The sequence below is a fragment of the Paenibacillus donghaensis genome, assembly GCF_002192415.1.
In the GTDB taxonomy this organism is placed as follows: Bacteria; Bacillota; Bacilli; order Paenibacillales; family Paenibacillaceae; genus Paenibacillus_AQ; species Paenibacillus_AQ donghaensis.
The window spans coordinates 6,640,860-6,656,943 of sequence record NZ_CP021780.1; the positions used below are offsets into that span (position 1 = coordinate 6,640,860).

Genomic DNA, 16,084 nt, shown 5'->3' on the forward strand with positions numbered 1-16,084 from the left:
TGAAACGGTGGATTGTCAGAAAGCCTGGTGCATAGGACGATCGGACAACTCCGAATATAACATTCTTAAGTTCACGTTCTATAGCTAGATAAAGTGCAACTTATAGATTTTTATGTGGTTACTACACAGGTCCCGCTTTTTTCAGTGTTACTCGTCCGAACCTCTATACAATACCGCGAGACAAGTAGGCTAAGCATACCCAATGAATGCCGTCGCCAGTAACTAGCGCTTACCTTTCAGACTGTTGCGGACTCAGGAGCCCCTATTTGCTGTAAAAAGGCTGTTAAACAGGATTAACGGACTCAGCAGCTCTTATTCCGGCGAAACTCCTCTGTGTAAAGCATGTTCTGATGATATAGCGGCTATACAGTCCGCAAGAATTAAAAATATCGCAGAAACGAGGAAATAGCGGCTCTGGGGGGACGCAAGGGAGTAGGTTACCTAAAATTCAAGTGGAGAGTTGTTCGGGTACATCGTCGCAGAGTCCTAAGTAGTAACTATTCTCGTAACTAATTCGGTGGATTGAACTCTAGGTGGCGATTAAGAAGCTAAGCTTTGATGCGCTTATCCTACGGAGGCTCCAGCAGTAACCTCATATTTGTTCAAAAAGGACCGGGGGCACACTTCCATCGAAGTGTGTTTCCCGGTCCTTTTTTGTTAGCCTGGTGTGCTTGGAATTTGCTAGTTTCCAAACTATTGCTGGATCTGCCACGGTACCGCCGTCAAATAAATGTGATTCTGCACTTCATTTCGCCAAATGAGGCTGCGGCGGGCAATTAAGTGCTGTTCCTGCAACCATACACTACCGCTGCTGCAGCCAATCTCCGGCCGCTTCGGCTTCGCCACTGCTCAGACGGTGGCCCTGGTTGCTCCAATAGGTGGTAACGCTGGCTCCTGCCGCTTGCAGCAGGCCCTCCAGCTCCTCTGTTTCGGCTGCGGCTGCAATCGGATCATTCGTGCCTGCTCCGATGAATACGGCTGTGCTTGCCAGGTCCGGCAGCTTGATGCCGCGCAGGGGAACCATCGGATGCAGCAGCACGGCGCTGCGGAAGATATCCTGATAATGAAACAGCAGGCTGCCCGCTATATTAGCTCCATTGGAATATCCGACTGCCGCCAGATTAGCAGCGTCGAAGCCGTATTTCACCGCCGCTTCCTCCAGAAAAGCCTTCAGCTCCTGCGTACGGAACACCAGATCTTCCTCATCGAATACGCCCTCAGCCAACCGCCGGAAGAACCGGGGCATTCCGTTCTCCAGCACATTGCCGCGAATGCCCAGCACCGACGAGCCTGGCGACAGCAGATCAGCCAGCGGCAGCAAGTCCTGCTCATTGCCGCCGGTGCCGTGAAGCAGAATCAGCGTCGGTTTCGTATCATCTGTTCCTTTGCGGAAGACATGGATCATGACTGCTTCACCTCGATTTCACGGATTTCAAACGGAGTCAGATTCCCTTCGATCACCGCACGGTGCGGCTCGAACCAGGTTGGAAGCATCAGCTTTTGTCCCAGAGCATCCGGGGCTTCGTCACGGGCAAAGCCCGGAGGATCAGTCGCAATCTCGAACAGGATTCCGCCTTCTTCACGGAAGTAGATCGCGTTGAAATATTGGCGGTCCTGCACTGGCGTAGGCTGGTAGCCGTGACTCTGCACATGGCGGCCCCAATCGAGCTGCTGTTCATCATCCACTGCACGCCAGGCAATGTGGTGGACTGTGCCCGTGCCTCCGGCACCCATCGGAACCGGGGTAGCCTTCAGATCAATGATATTGCCGATGTCTGCAGATGTTCTGTAACGGATATAGCCGTCGCCTTCGGCAATCTTTTCCATACCTAATGTGCGGCTCAGTGTGTCAGCAGTATGCGCCGGATCGGTGCTGTAGAGTACGGCTCCGCCGAAGCCTTTGATGGCATGCTCGAATGGTACTCCCCCGAAGGACCACGTGCTGAGTGCACCCTCTTCCCGCTCTACCAGCTCAATTCTCAGCCCGTCGTAATCGGCGAAGGACAAGTAAGACTCCGAGATCCGGGTGACCTTGGTCACCGGAATCTGGTAAGCGGCAAGCCGCTGCTCCCAGAAGGCCAGCGATCCGGCAGGAACCGCGTAAGTGGTCACTCCCACCTGTCCGCCGCCAATCCGGCCCTTGCGGCCCGTGGACCACGGGAAGAAGGTAATAATGGTACCCGGTGCGCCGCCTTCATTGCCGAAATACAGATGGTAGACCTCGGGTGCGTCGAAGTTGATCGTTTTTTTGACCAGCCGCAGGCCCAGAATGCCCGCATAGAAATCCACATTGCGCTGAACATCACCTACAAAAGCTGTAATGTGGTGAATACCTGAAGTTTGAAGTGTCATTTGAAAAGACCCCTTTCTTGGATAGGAAAATTTGTGAATAGCAGTGGCTACCTATAGTAATCAATTAGCAATTTAGTCCGTAAACAATCCGTAATCCGTCGTATTAGTTAAGTTGAAAGGGCTTCGCTGCCCTCAGCAAGAGCGTATGCTTCCGAAGCAGCGATACTACGTATCGCTTTCAGGCATCCGTTTCTGCGGGAAATAGAAGGATAATTTAAGGCGTGAAACATATAAATTCTTATATTTTAAAGAATAATGCATCCAGTGACAGGCTGCCTGCACCCGTCAGGGCGACAGCAACGGCAACTACCAGCAGGGTTAAAGGGAATTCGTAGCCGTTGGCGGTGGCCCAGAAGCCGTTTTTGCCATGAACCTTGACGATCGCTCCCAGCATCGCAGCAGCAATTAATCCGCCAGCCAGAGGAGTGAACAGCCCTGCAGCGAACAGCAGACCTCCGCCGAACTCCAGTAGACCGGCCAGCACCGCCATCGCCACCCCGGGTTTCATCCCGATCGATTCCATATAGCTGCCTGTGCCTTTGGGACCGTAGCCGCCGAACCAGCCGAACAGCTTCTGTGCTCCATGCCCGATAAAAGCAACCCCGATAACCAACCGAATCATTAATAGTCCTACACTAACCATTGTGAACACGCTCCATTCTCTTTGTTTTAATTATCTTAACGTTAAGATATCAGGCAAGTGGAAACGGCTTTGCCGTCCTTTTATAAGGACGGTATCGTTTCAGCGAGAAATAGAAGGATAAGTATCGTGTGAAACATATACATTCTTATATTTCAAGAAAAAACGATTTCTCCATCCTCAGCAAAAGGCGGCATCAGTCAATTAAAGCCTGCAATCTATACGCCTTTGCCCAGCTTTTTCAGCAGCAGGATAGCCTGATCCTTCTCCTCCGGGTTAAGCCCGCCCATCATATTGTGAATGGTGGACATATGCTGCGGAAAAATCTCGTCAAACAGCTCGCGGCCCGCCTCTGTAATCTCTGCATAGGTAACGCGCCGGTCATCACTGCAGGGTACACGCTTCAGAAGGCCTCTCTTCTCCAGCTTGTCGATATTATAGGTAATACTTCCGCTGGTGACGAGAATCTTGTCCCCGATCTGCTGCAAGGGAATACGGTTCCGCTGGTAGAGCACCTCCAGAATCATGAACTCCGCCGAGGCCAGGCCATGGCTCCTCATATCCTTCACCGCCAGGTCCATCAGGCTCCGGTAAGCCTTGGAGAGAACCACGAACAACTTCAGCGAAGCCGCCTGCTCCTTGTCTTGACCGCTGATGCTGTTAACTGCAGGTTCGGAATCACCCATTAGGATCACCTTCTTCGTTGTTTTTATGATTTCACTTAAATGTCTTTAAGTTAATTATCTTTAAGTTAAGATAAATATACTACCTCCCACTTCCGTTGTCAACACTTCTGTTCATCCTTTCTGTCGGAGCGGCTGGAGGCGGTGGAATTGACCTGTCCTGCAAAACGGCGTATCCTTTGGGGGAACCGCCGATGGGCAGGCGAAAGCTGCTTGCCCGTGAGACATTGGAAGAAACTCCTGGATTCCAGAGTATACCTTATTATAGAAAGAAGGCAGGGCAACATGACTTCAACTCAAGCCATGGAGGGACAACCTCCGGCGTCCCGTATCCTGATCGTGACCGCGGTCGCGGCGGAACGGGACGCGGTCCTGCACGGCCTGCGGGGCAGCAGCAGGTTCGATGTGGTGGCTGCGGGTGCGGGCACCGCAGCGGCGGCGGCTGGCACAGCCGCCGCTCTGGCAGCCGGTTCCTACGGCTGCGTCATCAGCGCCGGGATCGGCGGCGGGTTCCCGGGGGCGGCCCCGGTAGGCTCGCTGGTGCTGGCCAGCGAGATGATTGCCGCCGACCTCGGGGCGGAGACGCCGGAGGGCTTCCGCAGCGCTGCCGAGCTCGGCTTCGGCAGCGTGTCCGTGCCGGCGCACCGCGGCACGGTGGAGGCCCTTGCGGCCGCGCTGGCAGCGGCCGGCCTTGCCGTAAGCACGGGCAGCGTGCTTACAGTGTCCACCGCGACCGGCACCGCAGGGACGGCCGCGCGGCTCGCCGCCCGCCACCCGGGCGCGGTGGCGGAGGCGATGGAAGGCCACGGGGTCGCCGTGGCCGCTGAAGCGCGCAGGCTCCCCGTGCTGGAGCTGCGCGCGATCTCGAACGCGGTCGGTCCCCGCGACCGCGACGCCTGGAAGATCGGCGAAGCGCTGGAGGCGCTGAGCGCAGCGTCCGCAATATTACTGGAGGTGCTATAGCATGACAACTGAACTGAACATTGCCTTTTCTCCCTGTCCCAACGATACCTTTGTCTTCCATGCCTGGGCTCACGGGCTTGTGCCGGAGGCTCCCAAGCTTAATGTGACCTATGCTGATATCGACATTACGAACACGCTGGCCTCGGACGGGGCCGGACCCGAGGTACTCAAAATCTCCTACGCCGCCCTCCCCTGGGTGCTCGAACGCTACCGGCTGCTGCCCTGCGGCGGTGCGCTGGGCCGGGGCTGCGGACCGCTGCTGCTGACCGCAGGCGGACCAAACACCGTTAAACGTCCGGGCGGACTTGCCGGACGCAGGATTGCCGTGCCCAGCGAACGCTCCACAGCCTACCTGCTGTTCCGCTTATGGGCGGCCCGGCACGTGCCGGGCGGCATCGGCGAGATCGTCGTGATGCCTTTTGACGAGATCATGCCTGCCGTCAGAGATGGCAGGATAGATGCGGGACTGGTCATTCATGAAGCCCGCTTCACCTACAAGGACTATGGCCTGCAGCTTCTGACTGACCTCGGCAGCTGGTGGGAGCAGGACACCGGACTGCCGATTCCGCTTGGCGCCATCATCGCCCGCCGCGAGCTGGATACGGATGCGATTACCGGCTGGATCCGCAGCTCGCTGCAATATGGCTGGGATCATCCCACCGAATCCAGAGAGTATGTGCTTAGCCATGCGCAAGAGCTTTCACCAGAAGTAGCCAAGTCTCATATCGATCTATATGTGAACAACTTCTCGATGGACCTCGGAGACGACGGATATGCCGCCATTTCAGCGCTGCTGGAACGGGCTGCCGCCGAAGGACTGGTCCCTGCCGTAGATCCAGCCCTGCTGCGCTAAGGCGACAAGGGCAGCGCTTTACAATCCGAATCTCAGGAGGATGAATATGAGCGGACAACCCCCTATCCCCACGAACAACAGCAAATCAAACATCGACAGATTCCTTGGCTTTCAGCATGAATATGACCGTTACCGTCCACAAGCTCCGGCGGTAATCATCGACCTGCTGACTGCCTATCTGGGTTCCCGACCTTCACTGGTTGTTGACGTAGGCTGCGGTACCGGACTGTCCACTGTACTGTGGGCACCAGCTGCCGATTCCGTGATTGGCGTCGAGCCTAATCCCGACATGCTGAGCAAAGCGCTGGAGAAGCTGGACAAGCACGGCGACGAAGCCGCCCCGCAGAATTTATCCTTCGTCCAAGGATACTCCAACCAGTTGCAGCTGGAGTCCGACAGTGTAGACATTGTCACCTGCTCGCAGTCGTTCCACTGGATGGAGCCGGTCAGCACCCTGCAGGAAATTGCCCGCTGCCTTAGAGTCGGCGGTGTATTTGCCGCCTATGACTGTGATTGGCCGCTGCCGCTGCAGCAGGATATCGAGCTGCGTTACAATCGCCTGATCACCAAGGCTGACGACGTTCTCTCACAGCTAGTGCCCGCAGAAGAAAGAGCGCATAAGTGGGATAAAGCAGGCCATTTAGCAAGGATCGAAGCCAGCGGCTGGTTTTCTTTCAGCAGGGAGATTGTATTTCACAACAACGAGGCCTGTGACGCCGAACGTTATGTGGGGCTGACCCTCAGTCAGGGCGGCATCCAGGCTGTGCTGAAGCACGGTTCCTCCCTGCTGGACGCCGACATTGCCGAGTTCACTGCTGCGGTGGAGCAATATTTTCAAGGACGCACACTTAAGGTTATGGTCAGCTACCGCATGCGGATCGGTCAGAAATAATTTGCTCCACACCGCCTAAAAATTGTCACATAAAACACCAGTTAACCGCTGCAGATTCCCTTATACTTACAATTACAGACGAAGAACGTCCCGGATACGCCTCCAGCGAGGTGTTCCGGGGCGTTTTTTCTATTCTCCAGCAAAGGGTGAACGCCATGGAATTTGAACAAGCACACAGTAACTTTATGCAGCAGCATCTTGCCGGCAGAGCCGGGGAGCGGTTAGGCAGATTGGAACGGGGGCATCATCATGCGGAAACCCTGTTTCTGCGCAATGTCTGGTGGCCGCTGATGGGCCATTTGGAGCATCTGCATCCCGAGTATGAGGTGAGTGACTGGCGAGGCCGATCCTATTTCGCCGACTTCGCCTGGTTGCCGGGCAACGTACGTCTTCTATTCGAAATCAAAGGCTTCGCCACACATGTACGTGATATGGACCGGCAGAAATACTGTAGCGAGTTGAACCGGGAAACGTTTCTGTACGCGATGGGCTATCAGGTGCTTTCCTTTGCTTACGACGATGTCGAGCAGCGGCCTGATCTCTGCATCACCTTGCTTCGCCTGGCCCTCGGCAGACATCAGACTGGCAAGGCTCCCACTTCCCGCGTATTGCTTATGGAGAAAGAGCTTATAAAACTGGCCCTCAGCCTCGCCCGTCCCCTTCGCCCCATTGACGTTAAGCTTCATCTCGGGTTGAACTACCGGACGTCGGCCAGCTTGCTGCACAGCCTGTGCGAGAAAGGATGGATGCGTCCCGCCCAGCAAGGCAACCGGCAGCGTATCGTTAAATATGAGCTGATGCATGGAATGGTAGACTTCTTGAATTAGTTGCAAAAACGCATCTAATTCGAAGGTTTTTTCCGTTTTGGAGCAAATAAGTGCGAAAAGGCATCTAATTTGGTATTCTGAGCGTAATAAGCTTACTTTACTCGAATTTAGTTGCAGATATGCACTTATTATCCTGATAATGGGCGTTTCGGCTGAAATTAGTTGCAGTTTCGCATCTAATTACTCCGAAGGTTCCAGGGCAACACTCTAAATCCTGGCTGAATCCTAAGCAGTAACGAAATGTGAGAATAAGCCTCTCTTCCTATAGCGGAAGAGAGGCTTATTTGATGAGGTATAGGTTACTACGTAAGGCCCATCTGCCGCCCCGTCCCTTCCCCTTCATTCAAACCCCACCCCCGTGAGGCTGACCATCGCAAGAAGAAACGGCTTTGCCGTCCTTATAGGGACGGCAGCCGATTGTGCGAGGAAGCGACGGATTTGTTCTTAGCTCCCAAAAGAGCACCCCACCGCAAAAATCGCGGTGGGGTGCTCTCCATATAAGCCTGCAGTCTTGCTCTTGCTCTTGCTCTTGCTCTTGCTCTTGCTCTTGCTCTTGCTCTTGCTCTTGCTCTTGCTCTTGCTCTTACTCCTGCTCCTGCTCTTACCGCTACTTTCCCCAGACTGTTCCGCCGCATTCTACTTATGCATCTTGAACTTCAGGAACAGCTCGTTGTAATGGGCGAGCATTTTTTTGCCGAGGTTATCGTATACCTCCAGGCGGTCGGTTAGCTCGGCGGGTGGATAGAAGCGCGTATCGCCCGAGGTCTCCTCCGGCAGCAACGCAAGCGCGGGCAGGTTCGGCGAGGAATAACCGACGTAGTCGGCATTCTTGGCGGCCACATCCGGGCGCAGCATGAAGTTGATGAACTGGTGCGCGCCTTCCACGTTGGCGGCGGTGCGCGGAATAACCATATTGTCGAACCATTTGTTCGAGCCTTCCTCCGGCACCACATAATCCAGCTTGTCGTTCTCGTCCATAATCTCGGACGCATCGCCGGACCAGACAATGCCTACAGCGGCTTCTTCATTGGCGAGCAGCATCTTGATCTCGTCGCCGACGATCGCCTTGACGTTCGGCGAGAGTGTGTTCAGCTTGCTGAGCGCTTGCTGCAGATGCTGCTCATTCTGGTCATTAACCGAATAGTGCAGACTGTTCAGCGCCATGCCCATCACCTCGCGTGCACCGTCGACAAGCAGAATCTTGTTCTTCAGCCTGCTGTCCCACAGTGAATCCCAGCTGCTGAAATCAATCCCTTCGGTCAGCCCGGGGTTGTAGATAATCCCCACCGTCCCCCAGAAATACGGCACTGAGAACTCGTTGCCAGGGTCGAACGACAGATCCATGAAACGCGGATCTATATTGCCGAGGTTGCTCAGTTTACTATGGTCGAGCGGCAGCAGCAGCTTCTCTTCTCTCATCTTGGCAATTGCATAGTCCGACGGGATCACCACATCAAAGGTAGTTCCGCCCTGCTCCACTTTGGTGAGCATCGCTTCATTCGAATCAAAGGTCTGGTAGATGACCGTAATCCCGGTCTCCTCCTGGAATTCCTTCAGCAGCTCCGGCTCGATATAATCGCCCCAGTTGTAGATGGTCAGCGTGTTGCCGCCGGAGTAGCCTTCGCTTTTGTTCATCCAGGAGCCGAGATACATCAGCGCGAAGGCCACGATAAAGATGGCCAGAAACGTGTTTACCAGTTGTTTCATCTAGGCACCCCCACTTCGGCAACCGATTCGGATACCGCGGCCGGACGGCTTTTGCGGCGGGTCAGGAAATAATAGCCGACCACCAGCAGAATGGTGAACAGGAAGATCATCGTCGACAGCGCATTGATGGACAGGGACACCCCTTGTCTGGCTCTGGAATAAATCTCAACCGACAAGGTGGAATAGCCGTTGCCTGTGACGAAGAACGTGACCGCGAAATCATCCAGCGAGTAGGTCAGCGCCATGAAGAATCCGCTGAAGATCCCCGGCTTGATAATCGGCAGAATGACCTTGGTCAGCACATCGCGGCGGCTTGCACCCAGATCACGCGCCGCATCCGTCAGCGTCGGGCTCATCTCCTGCAGATGCGGCAGAATCATCAGCACGGCAATCGGTACACTGAAGGCCACATGCGACAGCAGCACGGAGACGAAGCCCAGCTTGACCCCGGCAATCGTGAACAGGATCAGGAACGAAGCCCCGATAATTACGTCAGGGCTGACGATCAGCACGTTGTTCAGTGACAGCAGCGAGTTTTTGCCCCGGCGGCTGCGGATGCGCTGGATCGCCAGCGCGCCTACAATAGCAATCAGCGTCGCAATCGAAGAAGACAGCAGCGCGATCACCAGCGTATTAATTACGATAATAATCAGCCGTGTATCCTGAATCACCTCACGGTAGTAATCGAGCGTGAAGCCCTCGAAGCCGTGCATCGTACCCCCGCTGTTGAACGAATAGTACATTAAATAGAAGATAGGCGCATACAGAACGGCAAACACCAGAACCAGATACAGATGGGCGAACCGGTTTTGTTTTCTCATTTCTGCACCCCTTTCCGCGAACCGCCCGTTACAATCATGAACAGCGCCATAATGGCAATCAGGAACACGGCAACCGTTGAACCCATGCCCCAGTCCTGGGTAACCAGGAAGTGCTGCTCAATCGCAGTTCCCAGCGTAATAACCTGGCTGCCTGCAATCAGGCGTGTAATCATAAACAGCGACAGCGCGGGGATGAACACCGCCATACAGCCAGATCGCACACCCGAAATCGTCAGCGGAAAAATAACCCTGCGGAACGTCGTCCACCCGGAAGCGCCCAGATCGCGGGCCGCATCAAGCAGCGACAGATTCAGCTCCTCCAGCGCACTGTAGATCGGCAGAATCATAAACGGGATGAAGATATAAACCGACACAAAGACAAAGCTGAAGCCCGTAAACAGAATCTGCTGCTCCCCCATTCCAAACAGGTCAAGGAAAGCGTTAACCGGTCCGAAAGTGCCGAAGATCCCGATAAAAGCATAGGTTTTGAGCAGCAGATTGATCCAGGTGGGCAGAATAATCAGCAGCAGCCACAGCTGCTTGTGCTTCGTACGGGTCAGCAGATAGGCCGCCGGATAGGCCACCAGCAGCGAGAACGCTGTGATCAGGAACGCATACCAGAACGAATTAAGCGTCATCCGCAGGTAGACGGGTGTGAAGAAGTTGACGTAATTGTTCAGCGTGAAATTGCCGTCCAGATCGAACAGGGAATAGTAGATTACCAGCACTACCGGAGCTATGACAAACAAGGCAATCCATAAATAATAAGGGATGAGATAGACCGGCTTGCCCTTATTGTTCATGGCTCTCCACCTCGGCATAAGCTTCCAGTCGTCTGTCGAACTCTTCCTCCGTTTCACCGAAACGCATAACATGAATGGCTTCCGGGTCAAAATAAAGCCCGATCTCCGTGCCCACCGTTACTTTGCGCGTAGAATGCACCAGCCATTCATGGCCGGACTCATCATAACAGCTGATCTCGTAATGTACGCCCCGGAATAGCTGGGAATCCACGCGCACCTTCAGCTTGCCCTGCTCTACAGTAGCTATCTCCAGGTCTTCGGGGCGAATAACAACCTCGATCGACTCATTGCGCTTCAGCCCGGCATCGACGCATTCGAAGCGGTGTCCGTTGAACTCGACCAGATAGTCGTCGATCATCACGCCAGGCACGATGTTGGACTCCCCGATGAAGTCGGCCACGAACCGGTTAATCGGCTCATCGTAGATGTCGTTCGGTGTGCCGCTCTGCTCGATTCTGCCTTTGTTCATGACAAAGATCCAGTCGGACATCGCCAGCGCCTCTTCCTGGTCATGGGTAACGAAGATAAAGGTGATGCCCAGCCGCTGCTGCATCTCCCGCAGAATATATTGCATCTCCGTGCGCAGCTTCAGGTCAAGCGCCGACAGCGGCTCGTCCAGCAGCAGCACCTGCGGCTCATTGACGATGGCACGGGCGATCGCCACGCGCTGCCGTTGGCCGCCGGACATTTCCGTAATGCCGCGCTGGTCATAGCCTACAAGGTTAACGAAACGCAGCGCTTCCTGCACCTTTTGGGCGATCACTTCTTTCTTCATTTTTTTGATGCGCAGTCCAAAAGCCACATTCTCAAATACATTCAGGTGCGGAAACAGGGCGTAGTCCTGAAATACTGTATTAACCTGCCGCTCATTGGCGGGAATGTGATTGATTACTTTGCCATTCAGATAGATCGAACCGGCCGTTGGCTCGGCGAAGCCGGCAATCAGCCGTAGAATGGTTGTTTTTCCGCAGCCCGAGGGTCCCAGCAGAGTATAGAATTTGCCCCGCTCAATCTCGAAGCTGACGCTCTTCAGTACCGGCTCCTCATCGTCATATTGCTTGACAACCTCTTCAAAGGATATGATCGTTTCCTCCATTGCAGCGATAGCTAACAACCTCCCTTACTTATGTAATACATCTTATTTTACCCGCTTCCTGCGGGCGGCAATCCGGGGTGCAGCCGCAGCCTGCTTAAGCAAACAACATAGGCCTGTCCCATCAGGGCACGCCGTATCAGTTATAGCATATAGGATTGCTCCATGATATGCCATAGTTTACAATGTCAAATTCACCGGCTCATTCTTAACAAGTTCGTAAAATATTAGTCCTTTTTGCCGTGAATTCGAGTGCTATAATGAAAAAGTATGAAAACAGTGCATTTTATCTAAATTTTTCGCGAAAGAAGCTGACTAAGATGAACGAGGGGTTACAAGACCGCCTTGAAAAATATGGATTATCCCTGTATATGATACGAATTACACTGGCTGCTTCGTTATCCTGGATTGCAGTCCACAGCCTGTATGGTGACGGTTATTTGTATTTCGCGCCACTGGCGGCGATTCTGATTACCCAGAGCACGGTCAAGGCCTCCTTCGAGAAAGGCATCTACCGCATGATCGGCATCATTTTGGGCGGTGTGGTCAGCCTGGTCGTTGGCCAGTTCCTTGATGTGGGCGCTCTTTCGATTCTACTGATTCTGCTGATCGGCATCGGGGTGGCCACAGCCTGCCGGATTAATATCCAGGCCGTGTCCCAGGTTGGCGTCACTTCCGTGCTTGCCCTCACCTTCTACCAGGACCACTATGTCATGTGGCGGGTCGCGGAAACCTTGATCGGCGTGCTGATCGCATTGGCTATAAATATGATTGTGGTTCCGCCAAAGGGCTTCATCAAAGTCAAAAGCCTCGTGCTGGATGGAAGCCTGCTGCTGGCGGATGCGCTGCGTGCCTTGGTACCCGGCAGCCGGGACGCTGCGCAGGCCAAAGAGACACTCGCGAAGGCCGGAGCTCGGCTCTCGCGCAGTGTGCAGCAGCAGAAGGAAATGCATTTCACGGTAGCCCATGTGCAGTGCCGGGGCCAGCTAAGCCGCCTCTCCATTACTACAGGCCATATGAAGGTCGTTCAGACCTACGTTCAGGACATTCACACCGAGATGAAGCTTCTGCCCAGACATCATGCCGCATCGGACTGGATGGCTGAGGTTCTGCAGGCAACCGCCGACTGTATCGGTCATTATGCAACATCAGCCTTCGGCGGTGCGGATAACCAACAGCCGCTGGCTGATGCCCTGCGCAAGGCCCGCGCTCTGCAGCAGCAGAGCTTCGCAGATCTTCAGGGGAACTGCTCTTTGAATTCGATCCGCGATCTCGGCGCAGTCTTCTCTCATCTCAATCGGGTGCTGGACGAAATCGAACGCGCCGAATACGCCGCCACCCAGATTGTGCCGCGGCCGGTCGCAGCGGAAGCTGCGCGCGCCCTCTTTTTCCTCAAGAAGGGTCTGTCCCATAAGCTGTAGTATCGCATAGAAGTTGTTAGAGCAGCAACAGGCGTTTCTGGAGTTTCCACACCGGAGACGCCTGTTTGTTATATAATCCAAGATTGCAACTTGTAAATTAGCGACTAAAGAACTAGAATAAAGGATGTTTACAAGAATTCAATATAGCTTTTGTACCAGATATACCATCAAAAATGTCGATTTCAGTCGGAAAATGGTTGTGCTGAGTATAGGATTGATCCATTTATTCAAAGGCAAACTACTTGAAAGAGTAGGACGCAAAGCAATGGGCCTAAAGATGCCAACAAGGCATTCATGGCTGCCAAGCCGCCAAGAAGACGAACATCCGCAGATTACTGCGTGTCTTTATGTCCGGATGCCATGATTATACGACAAAGCGAGGGAATATACATGCCACAGCCCGTCTCGGAAGAGTATTTAAATGAACTCATTGACCAGCTTAAGATCGACGACGACGCTTCCAGCCCTGATGCCGCTTCCCCTATGCCGGACGGCCCCTCTACCGATGATTCCGCCAATGGGATGATCGTCATTCAGAACAACCAAATCTTCATCACCTCCCCCCTATCCGGCGGCAAGCCGGCTGTCATTACCGCCATTGCGCCTGTGACCCTGAAGATCGACCAGCAGCCTGTCCTCGAACCTGCCGCAGTTACTTCTGTCAGCAGGCTCAGCTGGGCAATTGAAGAGCCGCCGCAATACAGCATTTCGGTCTCAGAGGATAAGTTGCAAGCCTTCTTCACCCTGCATCATAAGGACCGCTTCGCCTGGAGGCTGGTCGATTGCCCTGCGGGCAGCCATGTTTCCGTCCAGGCAGAACAGGATTCCGGGTCACTGATTTCCACGCTTACCCTCGAACAGGTAATCGCTGATTTCGAGAAAACCTCCATCTCTCATACTCTTAACATTCCTGCACTTTACGCGGAGCTGAGCAGCCCCACCCATCAGCCCGTTTGCATAGCCATGGGCAAGGCTCCTGTTCCTGGAGCGGATGCCAGACTGGAGCTGTTTTTTGCGGAAACGGTGGAGAACGCCTTCTGTGAAATCGAAGGTTCGGTCGACTACCGCAACCATCTGCGGATTCCCTCTGCCCAAAGAGGTGATGTGATCGCACGCAAGCACCCTCCTGAAGCGGGCCTCCCCGGGTATGATGTGTTTGGCGGGATTCTGCCTGCAGCCCCACCCACGGATATCAAGGTGGTTGCCAAAGATCACACCCTGCTGCTTCCCAGCAACGAGATTACAGCGCTTAGGGAAGGGAGACCCCGGATAACGGGTAATCATGTGAAATATTTCGACATTTCCACAGCTTATGTTATTCCCGGCAATGTGAACATCAAGACCGGCAATATTGTTTTTTCGGGCGATATCATTGTACATAACGATGTTGAGGATAATATGATCCTCGAATCGCTGGGCAACATCTATATCTATGGAAATGTCTATAACTCAACCATTACGGCTACAGGCAGTATCCTTGTACGCGGCAATGTCGTTAACAGCCAGCTGTATTCCGGGTATTTCGGGGTCCTGTACAACCGCCTCTATACAATCTCCAAGCTGCTGCTTGAGGATAGCCGTCTGTTGCGCGAGGCCGCACGTGTGCTGACGGAGACACTGGAGTCGCAGCGGCGGACGGTAAAGTACGGGCAGGTGATCCTGCTGCTGCTGGAAAGCAAATTCAATATGATTCCGGGTCTGATTCATGATCTGCTGAACGTGCTCTCCAATATCAGGAACACCTATCATCAGGACACTGACCAACTTAAGCAGCTGCTTGAGGTTTTTCTGCGGCCGACGCAGCATATCGATTTCTTCCAGGATTCCGTGCTTTCCGCCTTCCTGAAGCTGCTGAAGGATCTGTACAGCGGGGTTGCCCGCATGCAGGAGGTCAAGGTGCAGATTGATATCCCGCAGTGCAATAACAGCACGCTTAAGTCAAACGGGGATATCTATATTCACAAGGAAGGCATTCTGCAGAGCAGCCTGTTCTCCTCAGGCGACATTTCGTTCGCGGGGGAAGATGCGGTCTGCCGCGGCTCCAGCCTGGAAGCTGCCGGAACCATAACGGCGCAGACTGTAGGCGGCAAGTCGAGTGCCCCCTCGGCACTGAAGGCCGGAGAGCAAATCTCCGTCCGCCGGATGTATGAAGGCCGGGTTACGGTGGGACGATATTCGGAGGAAATTATCGTGCCTGTCGAGAATACCGTATTTACCGTCCAGAGCATGCGGCGGGTGTAATAGGCCAAGCCGCCCCCCGAAGGGAGCGGCTTTCGTTGCTGCGAGAACCAGAAGGTTCAGATACAGGCGAAATACTTGCTTATCTGCCTCGGTCTCAGCCTTCGCTTTCCGGCCGGTACACCGGTCTGTCCATATCAAAAATCCGCCCAACCGCCGCATATGAAGCCCCGGCCAGACGACTGACCGGCTTCAGACGGCTGATATCGATCCGGCCGTTCTCATACAGCTCCTCTGCAATGTGGAAGCCGACAACCTCACCGATGATCATATCGCAATGCCCCAGATCCAGCTGCTGCACCAAGCGGCATTCCATGGCAATCCGGCATTCCAGAACCCGCGGAACCTTCACCAGCTGCCCGGCAACCGGCGTTAATCCGGCCAGCTCCAGCTCACTGACCCCGGCAGGGGCGTTAATCGAGGTATGGTTAACCGCCGCTACGTTCTCCTCATCCACAACATGAACGACATATTCCTTAGTATGCATAATGTTACGCGCTGTATCTTTCATTTCACCGTCCGGCTTGCGCACACAGGAGAACATCACCATAGCCGGATCATCGCTGACAATATTGAAGAAGCTGAACGGAGCGGCATTGACTACCCCCTGCTCATTGATGGAAGTCACGAACGCAATGGGCCTTGGTACAATGCTGCCAATAAGCAGCTTGTAATTGTCATGAACGGACTGGTTGGCTGTTTGAATAAACATATGATCTCCTCCTGTAACTCGTACTTCTACATCCTAAATCCATGTTAAACTATTTGTGAATTGTAGCATAGCGCAAGAA

At 54.0% G+C, this 16,084-nt stretch carries 15 protein-coding genes and 1 riboswitch; of the genes, 6 read left to right on the forward strand and 9 right to left on the reverse strand.

Annotated features, from left to right (window positions below; translation table 11 throughout):
- Positions 1–802 precede the first annotated feature (802 nt).
- The 4 genes from B9T62_RS30045 to B9T62_RS30060 all read right to left on the reverse strand — a co-directional run bounded on the left by B9T62_RS30045 (position 803) and on the right by B9T62_RS30060 (position 3,678).
- Positions 803–1,405 (reverse strand): alpha/beta hydrolase, encoded by a 603-nt coding sequence (locus B9T62_RS30045; RefSeq protein ID WP_087918614.1) that lies wholly within the window; start codon positions 1,403–1,405, stop codon positions 803–805.
- Entirely contained in the window at positions 1,402–2,352 is a 951-nt protein-coding gene (locus B9T62_RS30050; protein WP_087918615.1) for a ring-cleaving dioxygenase, read from the reverse strand. The genes B9T62_RS30045 and B9T62_RS30050 overlap by 4 nt, the downstream gene beginning before the upstream one ends.
- Positions 2,353–2,590: 238 nt before the next feature.
- Positions 2,591–2,995 carry a DoxX family protein gene (locus B9T62_RS30055; RefSeq protein WP_087918616.1) on the reverse strand — a complete coding sequence of 135 codons (405 nt, stop codon included), beginning with the start codon at positions 2,993–2,995 and terminating at the stop codon, positions 2,591–2,593.
- Between the two features lie 215 nt (positions 2,996–3,210).
- Positions 3,211–3,678 (reverse strand): MarR family winged helix-turn-helix transcriptional regulator, encoded by a 468-nt coding sequence (locus B9T62_RS30060; RefSeq protein ID WP_087918617.1) that lies wholly within the window; start codon positions 3,676–3,678, stop codon positions 3,211–3,213.
- A 282-nt stretch (positions 3,679–3,960) separates the two neighbouring features.
- Between B9T62_RS30060 and B9T62_RS30065 the strand changes: the two genes are divergently transcribed.
- The 4 genes from B9T62_RS30065 to B9T62_RS30080 all read left to right on the forward strand — a co-directional run bounded on the left by B9T62_RS30065 (position 3,961) and on the right by B9T62_RS30080 (position 7,210).
- A complete protein-coding gene (locus B9T62_RS30065; RefSeq protein WP_087918618.1) occupies positions 3,961–4,638 on the forward strand; it encodes a futalosine hydrolase in 678 nt (225 codons plus the stop codon).
- Positions 4,639–4,651: 13 nt separating this feature from the next.
- Positions 4,652–5,491 (forward strand): 1,4-dihydroxy-6-naphtoate synthase, encoded by an 840-nt coding sequence (locus tag B9T62_RS30070; protein ID WP_087920485.1) that lies wholly within the window; start codon positions 4,652–4,654, stop codon positions 5,489–5,491.
- A gap of 46 nt (positions 5,492–5,537) precedes the next feature.
- Complete coding sequence (locus B9T62_RS30075) at positions 5,538–6,383, forward strand: class I SAM-dependent methyltransferase (protein ID WP_087918619.1); 846 nt, start codon at positions 5,538–5,540, stop codon at positions 6,381–6,383.
- Positions 6,384–6,538: 155 nt separating this feature from the next.
- The gene (locus tag B9T62_RS30080; RefSeq protein WP_087918620.1) at positions 6,539–7,210 is read left to right on the forward strand and encodes a hypothetical protein; all 672 of its coding nucleotides are present in this window, start codon (positions 6,539–6,541) and stop codon (positions 7,208–7,210) included.
- A gap of 636 nt (positions 7,211–7,846) precedes the next feature.
- On the opposite strand, the gene B9T62_RS30090 is transcribed toward B9T62_RS30080, so the two are convergent.
- From B9T62_RS30090 to B9T62_RS30105, 4 genes are read right to left on the reverse strand one after another with little or no spacing between them, the layout of a single operon-like run.
- A complete protein-coding gene (locus B9T62_RS30090) occupies positions 7,847–8,917 on the reverse strand; it encodes an ABC transporter substrate-binding protein (RefSeq protein ID WP_087918621.1) in 1,071 nt (356 codons plus the stop codon).
- A complete protein-coding gene (locus B9T62_RS30095) occupies positions 8,914–9,738 on the reverse strand; it encodes an ABC transporter permease (RefSeq protein WP_087918622.1) in 825 nt (274 codons plus the stop codon). Before B9T62_RS30095 ends, B9T62_RS30090 begins: the two co-directional genes overlap by 4 nt.
- On the reverse strand, positions 9,735–10,541 hold the full coding sequence (locus tag B9T62_RS30100) for an ABC transporter permease (protein ID WP_087918623.1): 807 nt from the start codon (positions 10,539–10,541) through the stop codon (positions 9,735–9,737). Before B9T62_RS30100 ends, B9T62_RS30095 begins: the two co-directional genes overlap by 4 nt.
- Positions 10,531–11,637: an ABC transporter ATP-binding protein gene (locus B9T62_RS30105; protein WP_087918624.1), complete on the reverse strand. Its 1,107-nt coding sequence runs from the start codon at positions 11,635–11,637 to the stop codon at positions 10,531–10,533. Before B9T62_RS30105 ends, B9T62_RS30100 begins: the two co-directional genes overlap by 11 nt.
- Positions 11,638–11,954: 317 nt before the next feature.
- Here B9T62_RS30105 and B9T62_RS30110 point away from each other — a divergent pair, with 317 nt between their 5' ends.
- Both B9T62_RS30110 and B9T62_RS30115 read left to right on the forward strand, forming a co-directional pair.
- On the forward strand, positions 11,955–13,055 hold the full coding sequence (locus tag B9T62_RS30110) for an FUSC family protein (RefSeq protein ID WP_157794063.1): 1,101 nt from the start codon (positions 11,955–11,957) through the stop codon (positions 13,053–13,055).
- 222 nt (positions 13,056–13,277) lie between these two features.
- Positions 13,278–13,369, forward strand: a riboswitch (cyclic di-GMP riboswitch).
- Between the two features lie 76 nt (positions 13,370–13,445).
- Positions 13,446–15,296, forward strand: coding sequence for a flagellar assembly protein A (locus B9T62_RS30115; protein WP_157794064.1), 1,851 nt, complete (start codon positions 13,446–13,448; stop codon positions 15,294–15,296).
- Positions 15,297–15,390: 94 nt separating this feature from the next.
- Here B9T62_RS30115 and B9T62_RS30120 read toward each other — a convergent pair whose 3' ends face one another.
- Complete coding sequence (locus tag B9T62_RS30120) at positions 15,391–16,005, reverse strand: flavin reductase family protein (protein ID WP_087918627.1); 615 nt, start codon at positions 16,003–16,005, stop codon at positions 15,391–15,393.
- Positions 16,006–16,084 lie beyond the last annotated feature (79 nt).

Excerpts from the sequence above, each read along its gene's own strand:
- B9T62_RS30095 (WP_087918622.1), bottom strand. The coding sequence starts at position 9,738 with ATGAGAAAACAAAACCGGTTCGCCCATCTGTATCTGGTTCTGGTGTTT.
- B9T62_RS30060 (WP_087918617.1), bottom strand. The coding sequence starts at position 3,678 with ATGGGTGATTCCGAACCTGCAGTTAACAGCATCAGCGGTCAAGACAAG.
- B9T62_RS30090 (WP_087918621.1), bottom strand. The coding sequence starts at position 8,917 with ATGAAACAACTGGTAAACACGTTTCTGGCCATCTTTATCGTGGCCTTC.
- B9T62_RS30105 (WP_087918624.1), bottom strand. The coding sequence starts at position 11,637 with ATGGAGGAAACGATCATATCCTTTGAAGAGGTTGTCAAGCAATATGAC.
- B9T62_RS30045 (WP_087918614.1), bottom strand. The coding sequence starts at position 1,405 with ATGATCCATGTCTTCCGCAAAGGAACAGATGATACGAAACCGACGCTG.
- B9T62_RS30110 (WP_157794063.1), top strand. The coding sequence starts at position 11,955 with ATGAACGAGGGGTTACAAGACCGCCTTGAAAAATATGGATTATCCCTG.
- B9T62_RS30115 (WP_157794064.1), top strand. The coding sequence starts at position 13,446 with ATGCCACAGCCCGTCTCGGAAGAGTATTTAAATGAACTCATTGACCAG.
- B9T62_RS30050 (WP_087918615.1), bottom strand. The coding sequence starts at position 2,352 with ATGACACTTCAAACTTCAGGTATTCACCACATTACAGCTTTTGTAGGT.
- B9T62_RS30080 (WP_087918620.1), top strand. The coding sequence starts at position 6,539 with ATGGAATTTGAACAAGCACACAGTAACTTTATGCAGCAGCATCTTGCC.
- B9T62_RS30065 (WP_087918618.1), top strand. The coding sequence starts at position 3,961 with ATGACTTCAACTCAAGCCATGGAGGGACAACCTCCGGCGTCCCGTATC.
- B9T62_RS30100 (WP_087918623.1), bottom strand. The coding sequence starts at position 10,541 with ATGAACAATAAGGGCAAGCCGGTCTATCTCATCCCTTATTATTTATGG.
- B9T62_RS30120 (WP_087918627.1), bottom strand. The coding sequence starts at position 16,005 with ATGTTTATTCAAACAGCCAACCAGTCCGTTCATGACAATTACAAGCTG.
- B9T62_RS30075 (WP_087918619.1), top strand. The coding sequence starts at position 5,538 with ATGAGCGGACAACCCCCTATCCCCACGAACAACAGCAAATCAAACATC.
- B9T62_RS30055 (WP_087918616.1), bottom strand. The coding sequence starts at position 2,995 with ATGGTTAGTGTAGGACTATTAATGATTCGGTTGGTTATCGGGGTTGCT.